The following is a 15276-nucleotide window of genomic DNA, read 5'->3' on the forward strand; positions in this document are numbered from 1 at the left end:
TGTGGGGTATCAGGCGCCCAGCGCGGCGCCGCCGTCCACGTGCAGGTTCTGCATGGTGATGTGCCTGGCTCGGTCCGACACCAGGAAGAGGACGGCGTCGGCCACGTCCTCGGGCCGGGCGATTCGGCCCAGGGGGATGCCGATCCGGTGGTTCTCCAGCGAACCGTGGAGCGTCGCCCGTCGATCCTGTTCGGTCCGCCACATCGACCTGAGCATCGGGGTGTCGGTCGACCCGGGGCCGATCACGTTGCAGCGGATGCCGTACTCGGCCAGTTCCAGGCCCAGGCAGCGGGTGAACATCGCGGAAGCCGCCTTGGACGCGGCGTAGGCGCCCATCCGCGCCCGAGGGACCTGGGCGGCGTTGGAGGCGACGGTGACGATGGAGCCGCGGCCCCGGGGGATCATCCGTTCGGCGACCGCGCGTGAGACGTGGAAGACACCGTGGGTGTTGACGTCGAACACCGCCCGCCACTCGCCCGTGTCCAGTTTGACCAGGTCGTCGGTGTTGAGTATCCCCGCGACGTTGATCAGGGCGTCCAGGGGCCCGTGTTCGCCCTCGGAGCGTTCCACGAGGCGTTCGACCGCGGGGGCGTCGGTGACGTCCACCGCGCGGGGATGGACGGCACCCCGGGCCCCGTCCAGCTCCGCGGCGAGGTGCCGCACGCCCTCACCGTCGATGTCGCAGGCGAGCACGCGGGCCCCCTGTTCGGCGAGTGAGCGGACGACCGCGGCGCCGATACCGCGCGCGGCGCCGGTCACCAGCGCCGTCTGCCCGTGGAGTTCCGGGTATCCCATGTCTTCTCCGTCCTTCCTCTCGGTGGTGGGCGAGGTTCACGCACATGCGGTGAGGAACAGGTGCGCTTGTTCGGGGTTGAGCCGTGGGTCGCACAGGCTCGTGTAGCGTTTGCCGACCTCGGCGGGGTCGCCGACCGGCCCGCCCACGCACTCGGTGACGTCCGCCGCCGTGACCTCCAGGTGGAAGCCGCCCGGGTGCAGGCGATATCGGCGCAGGATCCCGAGGAAACTCCTGGCCTCGGCCACGATGTCGGAGAGGTGGCGGGTCTTGTGTCCTTCGTCGGTGCGCACGGTGTTGCCGTGCATGGGGTCGCACACCCACACGACCGGATGTCCGCTGTCGCGTACGGCCTCGATGATCCCCGGCAGGGCCGCGCCGATCCGGTCGTGACCCATGCGCGTGATCAGGACGAGGCGGCCGGGTCTGCGGTCGGGGTCCAGGACCCGACACAGCCGGACGACCTGCTCCGGGGTGGCGGAGGGGCCGATCTTGCACGCCACCGGGTTGGCGATGGCGGCGAGGAGCGCGGTGTGGGCGGATCCGGGGTCCCTGGTCCTCTCCCCCAGCCACGGTAGGTGCGTGGATCCGAGCAGGAGGCGACCGTCCACACCGTCCCGACGCAGGTGGGGAACCTCGTAGTCGAGGACGAGGGCCTCGTGGCTCACCCACGGACCCGCGTCGGTGTACCCCGTCGCCCGCCCCCGGTCGCGATGGCGTCGCACCTCCCGGACGACGACCTCGCTCGCCGTCCGGGCGTCGAGCATGCGCAGCGGGTCCGGGCGGCGTGCTCGGGGCGTGGGTTCCTCCGAGTTGACGAGGTGGCCCCGGAAGACGGGGAGTTCGATACCGTCGACGGTCTCGACCCCGTAGGAGCGGGGTTTGGCGAACTGGCCTCCCATCCGCCCGACCTGCACCACGTTCAGCCCGAATAATCGGCGCATGTGCCCGCCGAGGCCGGACAGGACCGCGATCTTGACCCGGGCGTGTTCGGCCGTGCACTCGCCCAGGTCCTCGGCGCAATCACCGGCCTGGAGCAGGGAGGCCCGCCCTTGTGCCACCTGGGCCAGGTCGGCCCTGAGGCGGTCGGTCTCGGCGATGTCGACCAAGGGCGGCAGCCGGGAGATCCGTTCCCTGGTCGAGGGCAGTGACTCGTGGTCGGCCCAGTCCGGTTGCTGGGCCGCCGGCAGCCGCGACCACGGTCCCCCGAACGGGGCGGTCGCGGCGTCCGCGGTGGCGATACCGGTGCCGGAGCTCCGGTGGAGACGGTCATGCACGGGGACCCCCCACGGGCGGTGTCAGGGAACGGACCGAGGCGGCGACGAGTTCCGGCCCACGGTGGGTGAGCAGGGACTCCGGATGGAACTGCATGGAGGTGAAGTGGGACCCGCGCAGGGCGTGGACCTCACCGTTGGGGTCGCGGCTCACACGGACCGGGCCGCCGGGGCCCGCGACGCGTCCGACAGGGGACACCGCGACGTAGGTGTTGTAGAAGGCGACCGTGGTCCTGTCCCCGAAGAAGTCGATGTCGCGCCGGGTGCCCTGGGCGGGCACCGCGCGTCGGCGCAGGCGCAGTCCCAGTTCGGCGGCGAGCACCTGGTGCGACAGGCACACTGCGAGGAAGGGACGCCCCTCCTCCAGGAGGAGACGGTTCAGGCGGCCCAGGGCGGCCACGCGCGGGTCGGAGGTGTCCCTGGGATCCCCGGGGCCGGGGCCCAGGACGACCAACCCGCCCTCGCCGAGGGCCCCCTCGGCCTCGTGGTAGGGAACGACCTCGACCCGCCCGCCCAGGGCACGGAGCTGGTGGGCGAGCATGCCGGTGAAGGAGTCCTCGGCGTTGACCACCAGGACCCTCTGGTCGAGCAGCGGCGCGGGTGAGGGGAGCGCCTCCCCTTCCCCTCCGGCCAGCCAGAAGTCGGACAGCCCGGTGTTGCGTTCCCGGAGGGCCTCTCGCACCCGGGCGTGCCCGGTGATCGTCTCGGGAGCGCGTACCCCCGGCCGGTCGCCCCCTCCCGTCGCGCCCAGCAGTCCGGCCGCCTTGGCATGGGTCTCCGCCGTTTCCCTGGACGGGACGGAGTCACGCACCAGTGTCGCGCCCACCCTCAGGCTCATGCGGCCCGCGGGCGATATCTGCGCGGTGCGGATCATGATGGCCGAGTCCAGCGTGAGTTCGCCGGAGTCGGTGCCCAGGAGGGCGATGGCGCCGCTGTAGTACCCGCGTCCGGAGGACTCGCGTCGAGCGACGACGCGGCAGGCGTTCTCCAGTGGACTGCCGATGACCGTGGGCGCGAACATGGTCCGTTCCAACACGCGGCGGGGGTCGAGCGAGGTCGGCCCGCAGATGTCGTACTCGGTGTGCGCGAGGCGGGCCATCGAACGCAACCGGGGACCGTGGACGCGACCGCCCTCATGACAGACCTCGGCCATCATCTTCAGTTCCTCGTCCACGACCATGTACAGCTCGTCGATCTCCTTACGGTCCGTGACGAAGTCGAGGAGGCCTTCCAGGGCCGGCCCCTCCTCGGGGTAGTGATAGGTCCCGCTGATCGGGTTCATCACCGCTGTTCCCCGGTGGAGGCTCACATGACGCTCGGGGGTGGCTCCGACGAAGGTCCTCTCACCGGTGTGGACGACGAAGGTCCAGTACGCGCTGTTCTCCCGGTGCAGGAGCCGGTGGAAGAGGCCGAGGGCGAACCGGATGCGGTCCTCCCGGACCCGGGTGGTGAAGGTCCTGCTGATGACGAAGTTGGATCCGGCCCCCGAACCGATCTCGTCCGCGACCACCTCCTCGACCGTCCTCTCGTACTCCGCGTCGGAGACGTCGAAGGAGCCCTCGCCTTCGAGCTCCACGGGAAGGTCGGCGAGAACCTTCAGGTCGTCGTCGCAGACCACGCCCTGTTCGTCGACGTTCAACGCCAGGATCGGCTCACCGTCGTCCTGGGCCGTGAAGCCGCGTTCGGTGATCTGCCGGTAGGGCAGGAGTACCAGGGAGTGTTGCCGGGTCCCCTCCTTCGGATCGGGGAGGGGTAACCGCCCCAGGAGGTCGTACTCGCGCACCACGCCCTCGAAGGCCTCCACGCGGCGGGAGCCACCGTGGACGTCCCTGGCCACCAGGGCGAACGGGCCGGGGGAGGAGGACAGCGCGCGGTCGAGGATGGTTCTGCCGATACGCTCTTCTGATCCGGATGTCATGTCCACCAGTCTTCGGACGCCACCTTCGCGCGTCATCACGAGATCTCGGATACCTGGGCCGGCCCCGGGGCGGCGGGACCGGTCCGGGCCGCGTCGATCCGGCGCAGCGCGTTGCCCCTGAGGACGCTCGCGTAGACCTTCGGCGCCAGGTCGAGCGCATCGAGCTTGGCCAGCTCCACCCCGGTGTCCTGAAGCGGGGACTCCGACCCGAACAGCACCCGGTCGGGGCCCAGGACCCGGATCGCCTCCGCGACCGCGCACGTGTACCCGCCCGAGGTCTCGACGAGGATGTTGGGGAGCGGGGCGACCAGCGAGATGCCGTACAGGTCGATGTTGCCCACACCCGTGTGTCCCATCACGAAGACCACGTCGGGGTGCTCCGCGGCCAACCGGACCAGGTCCGCGACCCGGGCCCCGGCGCGTTCGAAACACACGACGTACACGCTGTGGCCCCACCGCGCCGCGGTTCTGATCAGGTCGGCGAAGCCGGGGTCGTCCAGCGGTGGGCCGTGCACGGCGGGCGAGATCTCCAGCCCTCGGAAGCGGTGGGCCGACTCCCTGTAGGCGTCGGCCCCGCCGTGCGGGTTGCCGAAGTAGAAGGGCACCAGCCTCCCACCACTCCGCTCCGCCATGGCCAGGACGAAGTCGTTGTCGAGGTCGGCGGTGGTGCCGCCCCCCTCGACGAGTTGACGGGACAGCTCGAAGAGCGAGAGCGCTCCCCCGGCGCACGCGACGGCGGTCTCGACCCCGTGGGCGTCCATGGAGCGCAGGATCCGGTCGCGTGCCGAGGGTAGAGGGGGGAGGCGGACGTGGAAGTCGACGACCGGGAGGTCGGGGTCACGGCTCATGCGCGGCTCCCGTCATCCGACCCGACGGCGGACGCGCCGCGCACCGTGTCCAGGACGGTCCCCCAGTCCTCCGGCGGAGTGGCACCCCGCCAGGCCACGTGTTGGTCCGGCCGGACCAACACGAGGTCGTAGCCCCACACCGAGCGCGCCCACGGGTCGTTCACGGGCAGGTGGAGCAGTGGCATCCCCCGCTTCTCGGCGGCTTCCACCGCCGCGATGCCGGCTCCGTCCGCGCCGAAGTCGACCAGTGTGAACTCCGCGCCCAGCAGATCGAAGAGGGGTGTTCCGTCCTGGAGGCGGACATGCGGGGGCCGACCGCCCGGCCAGGTGGTCGGGGTGGTGCCGCGCCAGGACCACGGGGGTTCGGTGCCCGCACCCGGGATCACGAGCGGCGAGGAACCGTACCGGTAGTCGAAGTGGATCGCCAGGTTCTCGATCTGGTGTTCCTCCTCCCGAAGGAAACCGGCGAGCGTCTGGCGGGAGGCGCCGGAGGCGGCCAGCCGGGGGAAGCGCCCCCACACCTCCAGGAGGTTGGCGCACATCTCCAGGTTGAACAGCGCGACGGGTCTCCGCTCGGCCTCGTAGCCGTCCAACAGCCCCGGGCCGCCCCAGCCACGGACGAACGCCCCGAGTTTCCAGCCCAGGTCCACGGCGTCGCCGATGCCCGTGTTCGCTCCGTGTCCGCCCGTGGGGTAGAACTGGTGGGCCGAGTCGCCCGCGAGGAGGATCCTCCCCTGGCGGTACCGGGCCGCCACGGCCATGTTCCCCTTCCACGTCGCCGTGTGGACGACCTCGTCCACGTCCAGCTCCACACCGAGGCGGCGGCGCATGATCGTCACCGCGTCGTCCTCCTCGTGCTCGGCGACCGGGAAGAAGGCCGTCCAGGTGTCCTGCTCGTCACGGGATACCAGCGTGATCCCCGTGGCGACGATGTTGAGGAAGTACCGGCCGTGACGGCGCAGCATGGGGTCGGAACTGCGGAAATAGACGTCGCGGTGATCCCCGCTGGGCCCATGGGCCTCCGTCGGGATTCCCGCCTCAAGGCGGACCGTGCTGCCGGCGCCGTCGCAGCCCACGACGTACCCGGCCCGCAATGCGTACTCGCCTCCGCCGTCGCGCAGGTGCACTGTGACGTGGTCCTCTCCCTGGTCGAGGCCCAACACGGCGGTGCCGGTGCGCAGGTCGACCAATGGGTGGGCGGCCGCCCGATCGCGCAGGATCTCCTCAAGGATGTTCCCGGGCAACCGCTGGTAGGCCTCCAGCCCTGAGGTTCCGTCGTTGGTCGCCTCTCCCCTGCGGTCGAGTTCGCTGACGGAGGCGTACTCCCAGGCCGCCACCGGAGCTTCGGAGAAGTCGGCGCTCCAGTGGAAGCGGAAGGCGTGTCCGGCCCCCACCCCCTTCGCCCGAATCTCGTCCACGACTCCCAGGCGTCGGAGCAGTTCCATGCTGCGTCCGTTGAGGAAGTCCATCTTCGGGTAGGGCGAGCGCCCGGTGTGGCGTTCCACCAAGGTGCTCGCCACCCCCTGACGTGCGAGCTCCAGCGCCAGCGTGGTCCCCACCGGCCCCGCTCCCACGATGAGGATCTCGGTCTCCGGCGTCCCACTGGTGTCGTGTCCGGTGCCCACAGCGGGCTCCTCTCTCACGGCATTGGATGTCCGGATACTTTCGGAAACCCCACCGAACACACATCACGCATTTCCGTGATCAGCCGCAAGCCCGAGGATTCAATGGCACCCTGACCGATTGTGGACGGAATATAGGAGAACCGAAGCCGATGCCCTAGTGTGATCAACCGTTTGAACCGGACCCGAGAACAAGAATGGAACCGACCGAGTACATGAACTCCGAGCGGAAGCACATCGAAACACAGAGTCCCGGAGTAGTCACCGTCTGGTCCGATATCGGATGCCCGTGGGCGAGCCTGGCCCTACACGTCCTGCACGCCCGAGCCAGGGAAAGGGGCGTGGGATTGATCGTCGATCACAGGGCCTTCCCGCTGGAGCTGTTCAACCGGATACCGACACCGCGGTCGATCGTGGAGTCGGAGGTAGTGGCCATCGCGGGCGTCGTGCCCGCCCTCGGCTGGAGACTGTGGCCGGGCCCGGAGTCCACCTACCCGGTGACCACGCTCCCCGCCATGGAGGCGGTGCAGGCCGCGAAGGCACCTGACGTCGGTGGGCTCTCCGGCAGCGACGAGCTGGACGGCGCGTTGCGCAGGGCCTTCTACGAGCAGGGCCGGTGCGTGAGTATCCACCCGGTGATCCTGGAGGTCGCGGAGGAATGCCCGCGGGTGGACGCCGAGGCCCTGGAGCGGGCGCTGGCGACCGGACGGGGGCGTGCCGAGGTCTACTCGCAGTGGCGAACGGCGAGCGGCCCGAACGTCCAGGGCAGCCCGCACCTGTTCGCCCAGGGTTGGGCCGAGCACAATCCGGGCGTGCGCTACCACTGGACGGCGCCGCCCCCGGAGGGCGGCTTCCCTCGCTTCGAGAACTACGATCCCATGTGGGCCGATGTCCTTATCGACACCCTGCCGACCAAGGAATAGGACACGCACCGAAGGCGGGACGAACACCAGGGATATTTCTCATTACGAGAATAGAAAAATTCCACCTGCCCGCACCCGAACAGCGCAATTAACCAATGGAAATCATGACCGCACCCTAATCCGCCAGACAGTGACCCTGACCTGGAAAAAAGAAGGATCCGGGGGATTATTTCATGGAGAACTTGGTCGGTCACACCCGTGAGGTGGGACATCTGCTCGACCATCTGAAACGGGTGGAGAAAGGAACCGGACACCACACCGTCATCGAGAGCCCTCCCGGAATGGGAAGGACGACGCTGCTGAACCGCTTGGCGGAGGAGGCCGAGTCGAAGGGGATGCGGGTCCTGTCCGGCCGGGCCACACGTTTGGACCGGTGCGTGCAGTGGAGCACACTGATGCGCCTGTTCCAGCACCCCCTCGGGCAGGGGATCTCGTTCCTGACGGATCACGGAACGGGGCACGTGTTCGATCTCGCGCTCCGCATGGGCAACCGCCTGACCGAGTACGCGGGACGGCAGCCGGTGCTCGTCACCTTGGACGACGCGCATTGGAGCGATGAGATGACCGCGCTCCTCCTGCCGATGCTGGTCGAGCACACCCGGGGGCTACCCATCTTGTGGCTCATCGGATGCGGCCCCCTGCGCAACGGCGGACCGGTGTCGCAGGCGCTGGAACTCCTCACCGAGGAGCAGGGACACCTGCTGCGCCTGGGGCCGCTCCTCGACGAGGAGGTCACGTCCCTGTACCAGGAGACCGTGGGCGAACCACCCCGAGGCCACCTGCGCCTATTGGAGAAGTGCCGAGGCGTCCCCTCACTCGTCGTATGGATGGTGAACGCTCTTCGCGAGTCCAGGAGTGCCGACCCGACGAGGCTCTGCGAGGTGGCCGACCTTCCCGAGGCCTTCCACCGTCGAGTGGTGTCCCGGCTGGACAAACTCGACCCACGGATCAACCTCGTACTCCAGGTGAACGCGGTCCTGGACCGCCCCTTCACGCTCCACGAGGCCGCCCGTCTCCTCGACTCCACACCCACCAACCTCCTTCCCGTGATCGATGAGGCCCTGGCCAACGACATCCTGAAGGCCAGGGAGGGACGGTTGGAGTCCACCGACGACCTCACCCGAGAGTCGGTGTACCTGACGATGAGCCCGCACACCCGGCACGCGTTCCACCGGGAGGCGGCCACCATGCTCCAGGAGCGACCCTCGGGCACCACGGCCCAGATCATCCGCCACCTGGTCGTCTGCTCCGAGAGCGACCGGGAACTGACCGACAATCTCTGCCACGCCCTAGAGAGCGGCGACATGAGCGCCGACATGCTGGCGGAGACCACACACCTGCTCCTCGCGAGCGGGAGAACGGCCCGGGCCCGCTCGGTCGTGCTGGCCGTCCTGGAGAGAATCTCCTGCCCGTTCCTGCTCTACACGGCACTGGCGGGTTTCCAGGAGACCTCCAGCCAGCACAGTTCCTTCGTGGACGTGAGTCCACACGTCGAGCGCGCGCTGCGCGCCGTGGAGCCGGGCTCCGAGGCCCGGGCCGGGCTCCTCGCCATCCGGGCGGGCTGCCTCCTGGAGCAGGGACGACCCGATCAGGCCCTCGACTCGGTGGAGGAGGCGGTCACCCTGGGACTGGCCACCCGGCAGACGACCGCCATCGTCAGCGCCGAGGTGGTCCGCCTGCGCATCGCCTTCGGCCGCGGCGACCTCGATTTCGCCCGGGACCACGCGGGCGAGGTCCTCCAGCGCATCCCGGGGTCGGCGGCCGCCACCAAGGCGCATCGCACGACCCGGCTGATCCTGGCCGTGGCCCTGGCCTCACAGGACCGGTTCGTGGAGGCCTCGTCCACCATCGACATGGCCCTTTGGGAGGAGGTGGCGGCGGACGCGTCGGCCGCGCCGTTCTGGGAGGCCCACCGCGCTCTGCTGCTCCTATGGCGCGGCGAACTGGACCGCGCCGAGCAGGCCTGCCTTCGGGTGGACTGCGGAGTGGACCCGAGTGGGAACCTCGCCAGGGACGTGCGCTCCATCCTGGGCCACATCCACCTGTTGCGAGGTGAGGAGCACGTCGCACGGCAGTACTTCCACCGCATCCTGGCCGAGGACCGCTCCCTGAGCTGCCCCCGCCAGCAGGAGGCGACGCTGGGCCTGGCTCGGTCCACCGGTGGTCTCCCCTCCGCGGAGATCTACGGCTCCTTGGAGGGCAACGCGACGCTTCTCCTCCGCAGCCCCGAGTCCGCCGCCCACCTGGTACGTCTGGCGCTGAAGGCGAACCGGCCGGAGCAGGCGGAACGGGTCGTGCACACGAGCACCCGGCTCGCCCGGGAAAACCCCGGAATCGCCTCCCTCCTGGGCGCCGCACGGCACGCGTCCGGGTTGTTCATGAACGACCCGGGACTGCTCCACGCGGCGGTGGAGGCCTACGAGGAAAGCCCGCGCCCGATCCCCCGCGCGCTGGCCCTTGAGGACGCGGGGCGAGCGGCGGCCCACAAGGGCGACACGGCACGGTCCCGCCCCCTGCTCTCCAAGGCGCACGAGATCTACGAGAGATACGGTGCCCGGGGGCCCGCCGACCGGGCCGCCCGTGCCCTGCGCGACCTGACCAGGCGCTCCGATGGCACACCGGCCACCGGGACCCCGGCCCCCGACCGGGCCTGGAACGAGCTGAGCGACTCCGAACGCCGCGTCGCCCTCCTCGTGACCGACGGGCTGACCAACCGCGAGGTGGCCGATCGCCTCTTCCTGTCCCCGCACACCGTGGACAGCCACCTGCGCAGCAGCTTCCGCAAGCTGGAGGTCCGCAATCGGGTGGAACTGGCGCGTTTGATGATCTCCCACATCTCCTGAGTCGACGATCTCCTCCCCCGACGCGACCATTCACGTGTCCACGTGATGTCGGCAGCCGCCCCCGCGCATGAGGATTGCGCTGTGTCGGCGGCTGCCGGGCGAGGGACCTCACCCGCTCGGTTCCGGCCGGCCGGAACGCGAGAGCGCCGAGGAGGCCCCGTGACCGTCAAAGCACCGTTCGAGATCCACTGGAACAGTCCCGAAGAACTCGCCGCCCTTCAGAGCAAGCGGCTGCCTCAGGTCCTGGAGTGGGCCTCCGCGTCGCCCTTCTACCAAGAGCGGATCTTCGCCTCGGGTGCCCCGCCCACCTCCGTGGATCTGCCCTCCCTTCCCCTGACCACCAAGCAGGACCTGCGTGAGCAGCGGCCCTTCGGCATGCTCGCGGTGCCCCGGCGCCGCGTCGCCACCTATCACGAGTCCAGCGGGAGCGCCGGTCAGGCGACACCGTCCTTCTACACCGAGCAGGACTGGGAGGACCTGGTCGAGCGGTACGCCCGCAAATGGGTGGCCATCACCGCCGAGGACACCTTCCTGGTCCGCACGCCCTACGCACTGATGCTCACCGGCCACCTGGCCCACGCGGCCGCGCGCTCCCGCGGAGCCACCGTCGTCCCCGGCGACAACCGCTCACTCGCCACTCCCCTCTCCCGCATCGTCGAGGTGATCCGGGACCTGAGGGTGAGCCTGACCTGGTCCATGGCGACCGAGACGCTGTTGTGGGCGGCGGCCGCGCGGGCGACCGGACTGGACCCGACCTCCGACTTTCCCGAACTGCGCGCGCTGTTCGTCGGTGGGGACTCGCTGACCCCCCAACGGCGGAGGCGCATCGGCGAGATCTGGGGGGTGCCCGTGGTGGAGGAGTTCGGCTCCACCGAGACCGGTAGCCTCGCCGGGCAGTGCCCTGCCGGGAGCATGCACCTGTGGGCGGATCGGGTCCTCTTCGAGGTACTCGACCCCGTGACCGGCGCGTCGTCACCGCAGGGTCGCGGGCGTCTGGTGGTGACCCCTCTCTACCGGGAGGCCATGCCCCTGCTCCGCTACGACCTCGAAGACGACGTCGAGGTGTCCTACACGGACTGCGCGTGCGGGTGGCCGCTGCCCACCGTGCGGGTCCTGGGCCGCTCCGCCTGGGAGTACAGGGCGGGCGGCAGGCCCGTCACCCAGCACGAGCTGGAGGCTGCGGTGTTCGGCCTGCCCGCGCGATACGGCGTGCTGTTCTGGCGGGCCCGGGCCGGAAGGGACGGCCTGACCATGGAGTTCGAGGTCGCGCCCGAACACCGGGCGGATGCCGTGGCCCGGCTGCGCACGGCGGTCCAGGAGGCGCTGGGGATCGTGCCGGACCTGCGCCCCGTGGTGCCGGGATCACTGGTCCCGCACAGTCTCCTGACCGCTTCCCAGGACGTGGTCAAGCCGCGGAGCCTCTTCGCCGAGCACGAGGACTGGGATCGCGCCGTCCTCTACCACTGATTCCTCACGGGTCGATATCCGAAGATAAACGCATCGATAACCCCTGGGTCGATGCTGAGGAGTGTCGGACCGACCGCTCGCGAGGTCCGGCCGACCCCAACCGAGTAGTGAAAGGCATGGGCGCATGCGCTGCGCACGGATCGAAGGCGGTGGCAGTGGTGACATCAACCGTGACCGCCCTTGAGGCTCCTCTTCCCACGAAGTCATCACGGACCCGATCAGGAAGCATCGAGGTCTGGAAGTTCGGCGGCAGCTCCCTGGCCTCCCCGGAGCAGGTGCGGGCGGTGGCCGAGCGGGTCGGCCGAGCACGTCGGCAGGGACGCTCCCTGGTCGTGGTGGTCTCCGCCAGAGGCGACACCACGGACGAGCTCCTGGACACCGCGGCCTCGGTGGGCTCCACCGCCCCCGGCCGCGAGATGGACCAGTTGCTGGCCACCGGTGAGAGTGCCAGTGCCGCGCTGACCGCCATGGCCCTCCAGGCCCGCGGGGTGGCGGCGACCTCCCTGTCCGGCCTCCGTGGGGGCATCCGGACCTCGGGCCGCCCCGGCGAGGGGAGCGTGACCGCCATCGACACCGAGTACGTGCTACGCGCGCTGGACTCCGGGCACGTGGCGGTGGTGGCGGGTTTCCAGGGGGTCGGCCCCGACGGCGACATCACCACCCTGGGCCGCGGCGGCTCCGACACCACCGCGGTGGCGCTCGCGGCCGCGTTCGGATCGGCGAGCTGCGACATCCACACCGACGTCGACGGGGTTCGCACCGCCGACCCCCGCGTCTGCCCGAACACCCGCCTCATCCCCGAGATCCACGCGTCGACCATGGCCGAGATGGCCTTCGCCGGGGCCCGGGTCATGCACTCCCGGGCCGTGGAGACGGCGGCGCTGCACGGCGTGGAGATCCGGGTCAGGAACGCGTCCGAACAGCACGGAGGCACGCGGATCGTGCCTGAGGGGGACAAGGACATGGTCGAGACCGTTCCAGCGGTCCGGGCCGTCGCCCACGAACTGGGGGCCGTCCGAGCACGGCTCCGGATCGTCGGGGCCGACGGTGCCCTCACCGTCGAGCTGTTCCGCGCACTCGCCGCGGCGCCGGTCCCCGTGGACATGGTCTGGGCGGACCACCGCGACGACGGCACCTTTCACTCCGGGATCACCCTTCGGGGGTCGGACGCCGAGCGACTGCGCCGCGTCCTGGCCGAGACGGTCGGCCGTGATGGTGTCCACCTGGGGATCGGGCCCGCCGTCGGCAAGGTCTCCCTCGTCGGTTCCGGCCTGCTCAGCCGCCCCGAGTACACAGCACGCGCGCTCTCCGCCCTGGCCTGCGCGGAGATACCCGTGGGATCGCTGGCCACCTCGCAGTCAAGGATCTGCGCCACCGTCCCCGAGCCCGAGACCCACCGGGCGGTCCGTGTCCTGCACGGCGCGTTCGACCTGGACGCACGCCTGGGACACCGGCCCCCCGGAACCACGTCCTGACCAGAAAGGCACACCGGCCATGCCCGACAACACCCCCTTCGCCCGCCGACTACGTCTCCAACGCATCTTCCGCCACGACGAACAACGCCTCCTGGTCGTCCCACTGGACCACTCCGTCACCAATGGTCCCGTCACCGGAGGCAACCGCCTCAACCTGCTGGTGGGGCAGCTCGCCACCAACCAGGTGGACGCGGTCGTCGTGCACAAGGGCGCCCTGCGCCACCTTGATTCGGACTGGTTCACCCGGACCTCGCTCATCGTGCACCTGAGCGCGAGCACCATGCACGCCGACGACCCGGACGCCAAGTACCTGGTGGCCGGGGTGGAGGAAGCCGTCCGCCTGGGAGCGGACGCGGTCAGCGTCCACGTCAACCTGGGCTCCCGTGAGGAGCGGCGCCAGATCGCGGACCTGGCCCTGGTGTCCGAGAGCTGCGACCGCTGGAACCTGCCCTTGCTGGCCATGGTCTACCCGCGGGGCCCCAAGGTCGCCGACCCCCAGGATCCGGTGCTGATCTCCCACGCGGTGTCGCTCGCCTCGGACCTGGGCGCCGACCTGGTCAAGACCGAGTATTCCGGTTCGGTCGAGAGCATGCGCGAGATCGTCGCCTCCGCCTCGATCCCGGTCGTCCCCGTCGGCGGCCCCAAGCACGAGGACGTCGAAGAGGTACTGCGCTACGTCGACGACGTCATGGCCTGCGGCGCCGCCGGGATCGCCATGGGACGCAACATCTTCCAAGCCCCGGACCCGGGGTCGATGGCCGAGGCCGTCGCCCGGCGTGTCCACAACCGTTTCGACCTGGCCCAGGGCTCTATGGAGGGCCCCTCTCGGGCCCTCACCGACTGACCCCACCGCGATCGCCCACGATCCCCGCCCCGTCACTCATCCCCCTCCACCCCAAAAGAGCACGACCCTTGAGGAGTTGTCCCGTGAAGCTGACCTGGCTCGACATCCGCGGCACCGGAGAGACCACCGCCGCCGTGGTCCAAGAGGCCCTGCACCACAGGGTCGACGGACTCGTCTCCGACGACCCGGCGGGCTTCGCCGACCTACCGCCGACCGTGACCAAGGTGCTGCTCTCGCTGAATAGTCCGTTGCCGGAGGACTTCGGCGGAGCCGACGTGGTCATCGTCGACCCCGAACGGCACGGCACCCCGGCGGAGCTGTCCCTGCTCCACCCCGAGGTGGAGTTCGGCCGGTTCGTCGAGATCATCGACGCGGAGACCCTGGAGAAGGCCTGCCAGTCCGCTCGAACCGAGCCCTGGAGTGTCCTGCTGTTCCGAGACCCGACCAAGATCCCCTTGGAGATCGTCATCGCCGCGGCCGCGGGCGCCTCGGGCAGCATCATCACGATCGCGCGGGACATCGAGGAGGCGGAGATCATCTTCGGTGTCCTCGAACTGGGTTCGGACGGGGTCATGATGGCACCGCGCGCGGTGGGCGACGCCGCCGCGCTCCGGGCCTCCGCCGAGACCGAGACCCCCGACCTGGAGCTGGCGGAACTGGAGATCACCGGCACGGAGCACATCGGTATGGGTGAGCGCGCGTGCGTGGACACCTGCACCCACTTCCGCGAGGACGAGGGAATCCTCGTCGGATCGCACTCCAAGGGGATGATCCTGTGTGTGAGTGAGACCCACCCCCTGCCCTACATGCCGACCCGCCCCTTCCGGGTCAACGCGGGCGCGATCCACTCCTACACGCTGTCCAAGGACAGCCGCACCAACTACCTGAGCGAGCTCAAGGCGGGCAGCAAGGTGATGGCCGTGGACGTCGAGGGCCGCACCCGCCTGGTGACGGTCGGCCGGGTCAAGATCGAGTCGCGTCCGCTGATCTCGGTCAACGCGGTGTCCACCGACGGGCGGTCGGTGAACCTGATCCTCCAGGACGACTGGCACGTGCGTGTGCTGGGTCCGGGTGGAGCGGTGCTCAACAGCACCGAACTCAAGCCCGGGGATCGGGTGATGGGATACCTTCCGGTCCAGGACCGCCACGTCGGCTACCCGATCGACGAGTTCTGCCGAGGCCTGCTGTACCCGGTGCCCGACCCCCGCTACCCCTTCCTCGGGGTACACCTGACCCGCCACGTCCACGGTGAGGTCATGGCCGGCCCCA

Annotated in this window: 11 protein-coding genes; 6 read left to right on the forward strand and 5 right to left on the reverse strand. The window is 70.0% G+C overall.

Annotation, left to right across the window (positions count from 1 at the left end; genetic code table 11):
- Positions 1 to 9 precede the first annotated feature (9 nt).
- The 5 genes from ABZ717_RS19725 to ABZ717_RS19745 are packed head-to-tail and all read right to left on the reverse strand — an operon-like array spanning position 10 to position 6458.
- Positions 10 to 795, reverse strand: coding sequence for a 2,3-dihydro-2,3-dihydroxybenzoate dehydrogenase (locus tag ABZ717_RS19725; RefSeq protein ID WP_358512569.1), 786 nt, complete (start codon positions 793 to 795; stop codon positions 10 to 12).
- Positions 796 to 831: 36 nt separating this feature from the next.
- The gene (locus ABZ717_RS19730) at positions 832 to 2070 is read right to left on the reverse strand and encodes a 3-deoxy-7-phosphoheptulonate synthase (RefSeq protein ID WP_358512572.1); all 1239 of its coding nucleotides are present in this window, start codon (positions 2068 to 2070) and stop codon (positions 832 to 834) included.
- A complete protein-coding gene (locus ABZ717_RS19735; protein ID WP_358512575.1) occupies positions 2063 to 3985 on the reverse strand; it encodes an anthranilate synthase family protein in 1923 nt (640 codons plus the stop codon). Before ABZ717_RS19735 ends, ABZ717_RS19730 begins: the two co-directional genes overlap by 8 nt.
- Positions 3986 to 4020: 35 nt before the next feature.
- Entirely contained in the window at positions 4021 to 4833 is an 813-nt protein-coding gene (locus tag ABZ717_RS19740) for an amidohydrolase family protein (protein WP_358512578.1), read from the reverse strand.
- Entirely contained in the window at positions 4830 to 6458 is a 1629-nt protein-coding gene (locus ABZ717_RS19745) for an FAD-dependent monooxygenase (protein ID WP_358512581.1), read from the reverse strand. The genes ABZ717_RS19740 and ABZ717_RS19745 overlap by 4 nt, the downstream gene beginning before the upstream one ends.
- A gap of 344 nt (positions 6459 to 6802) precedes the next feature.
- On the opposite strand from ABZ717_RS19745, the gene ABZ717_RS19750 reads away from it, so the two are divergent.
- The 6 genes from ABZ717_RS19750 to ABZ717_RS19775 form a co-directional block, all read left to right on the forward strand.
- Positions 6803 to 7378: a hypothetical protein gene (locus ABZ717_RS19750; RefSeq protein WP_358512584.1), complete on the forward strand. Its 576-nt coding sequence runs from the start codon at positions 6803 to 6805 to the stop codon at positions 7376 to 7378.
- Between the two features lie 173 nt (positions 7379 to 7551).
- Positions 7552 to 10221 (forward strand): AAA family ATPase, encoded by a 2670-nt coding sequence (locus ABZ717_RS19755; protein WP_358512587.1) that lies wholly within the window; start codon positions 7552 to 7554, stop codon positions 10219 to 10221.
- 159 nt (positions 10222 to 10380) lie between these two features.
- Positions 10381 to 11688: an AMP-binding protein gene (locus tag ABZ717_RS19760; RefSeq protein WP_358512590.1), complete on the forward strand. Its 1308-nt coding sequence runs from the start codon at positions 10381 to 10383 to the stop codon at positions 11686 to 11688.
- 170 nt (positions 11689 to 11858) lie between these two features.
- Positions 11859 to 13163 carry an aspartate kinase gene (locus tag ABZ717_RS19765; protein WP_358512593.1) on the forward strand — a complete coding sequence of 435 codons (1305 nt, stop codon included), beginning with the start codon at positions 11859 to 11861 and terminating at the stop codon, positions 13161 to 13163.
- 19 nt (positions 13164 to 13182) lie between these two features.
- On the forward strand, positions 13183 to 14007 hold the full coding sequence (locus ABZ717_RS19770; protein ID WP_358512596.1) for a 2-amino-3,7-dideoxy-D-threo-hept-6-ulosonate synthase: 825 nt from the start codon (positions 13183 to 13185) through the stop codon (positions 14005 to 14007).
- A gap of 83 nt (positions 14008 to 14090) precedes the next feature.
- On the forward strand, positions 14091 to 15276 hold a 1186-nt coding region (locus ABZ717_RS19775; protein WP_358512598.1), incomplete at its 3' end, for a 3-dehydroquinate synthase II family protein.

The organism is Nocardiopsis sp. NPDC006832 (assembly GCF_040635885.1).
Classification (GTDB): Bacteria; Actinomycetota; Actinomycetes; order Streptosporangiales; family Streptosporangiaceae; genus Nocardiopsis.

Excerpts from the sequence above, each read along its gene's own strand:
- ABZ717_RS19740 (WP_358512578.1), bottom strand. The coding sequence starts at position 4,833 with ATGAGCCGTGACCCCGACCTCCCGGTCGTCGACTTCCACGTCCGCCTC.
- ABZ717_RS19770 (WP_358512596.1), top strand. The coding sequence starts at position 13,183 with ATGCCCGACAACACCCCCTTCGCCCGCCGACTACGTCTCCAACGCATC.
- ABZ717_RS19735 (WP_358512575.1), bottom strand. The coding sequence starts at position 3,985 with ATGACATCCGGATCAGAAGAGCGTATCGGCAGAACCATCCTCGACCGC.
- ABZ717_RS19725 (WP_358512569.1), bottom strand. The coding sequence starts at position 795 with ATGGGATACCCGGAACTCCACGGGCAGACGGCGCTGGTGACCGGCGCC.
- ABZ717_RS19755 (WP_358512587.1), top strand. The coding sequence starts at position 7,552 with ATGGAGAACTTGGTCGGTCACACCCGTGAGGTGGGACATCTGCTCGAC.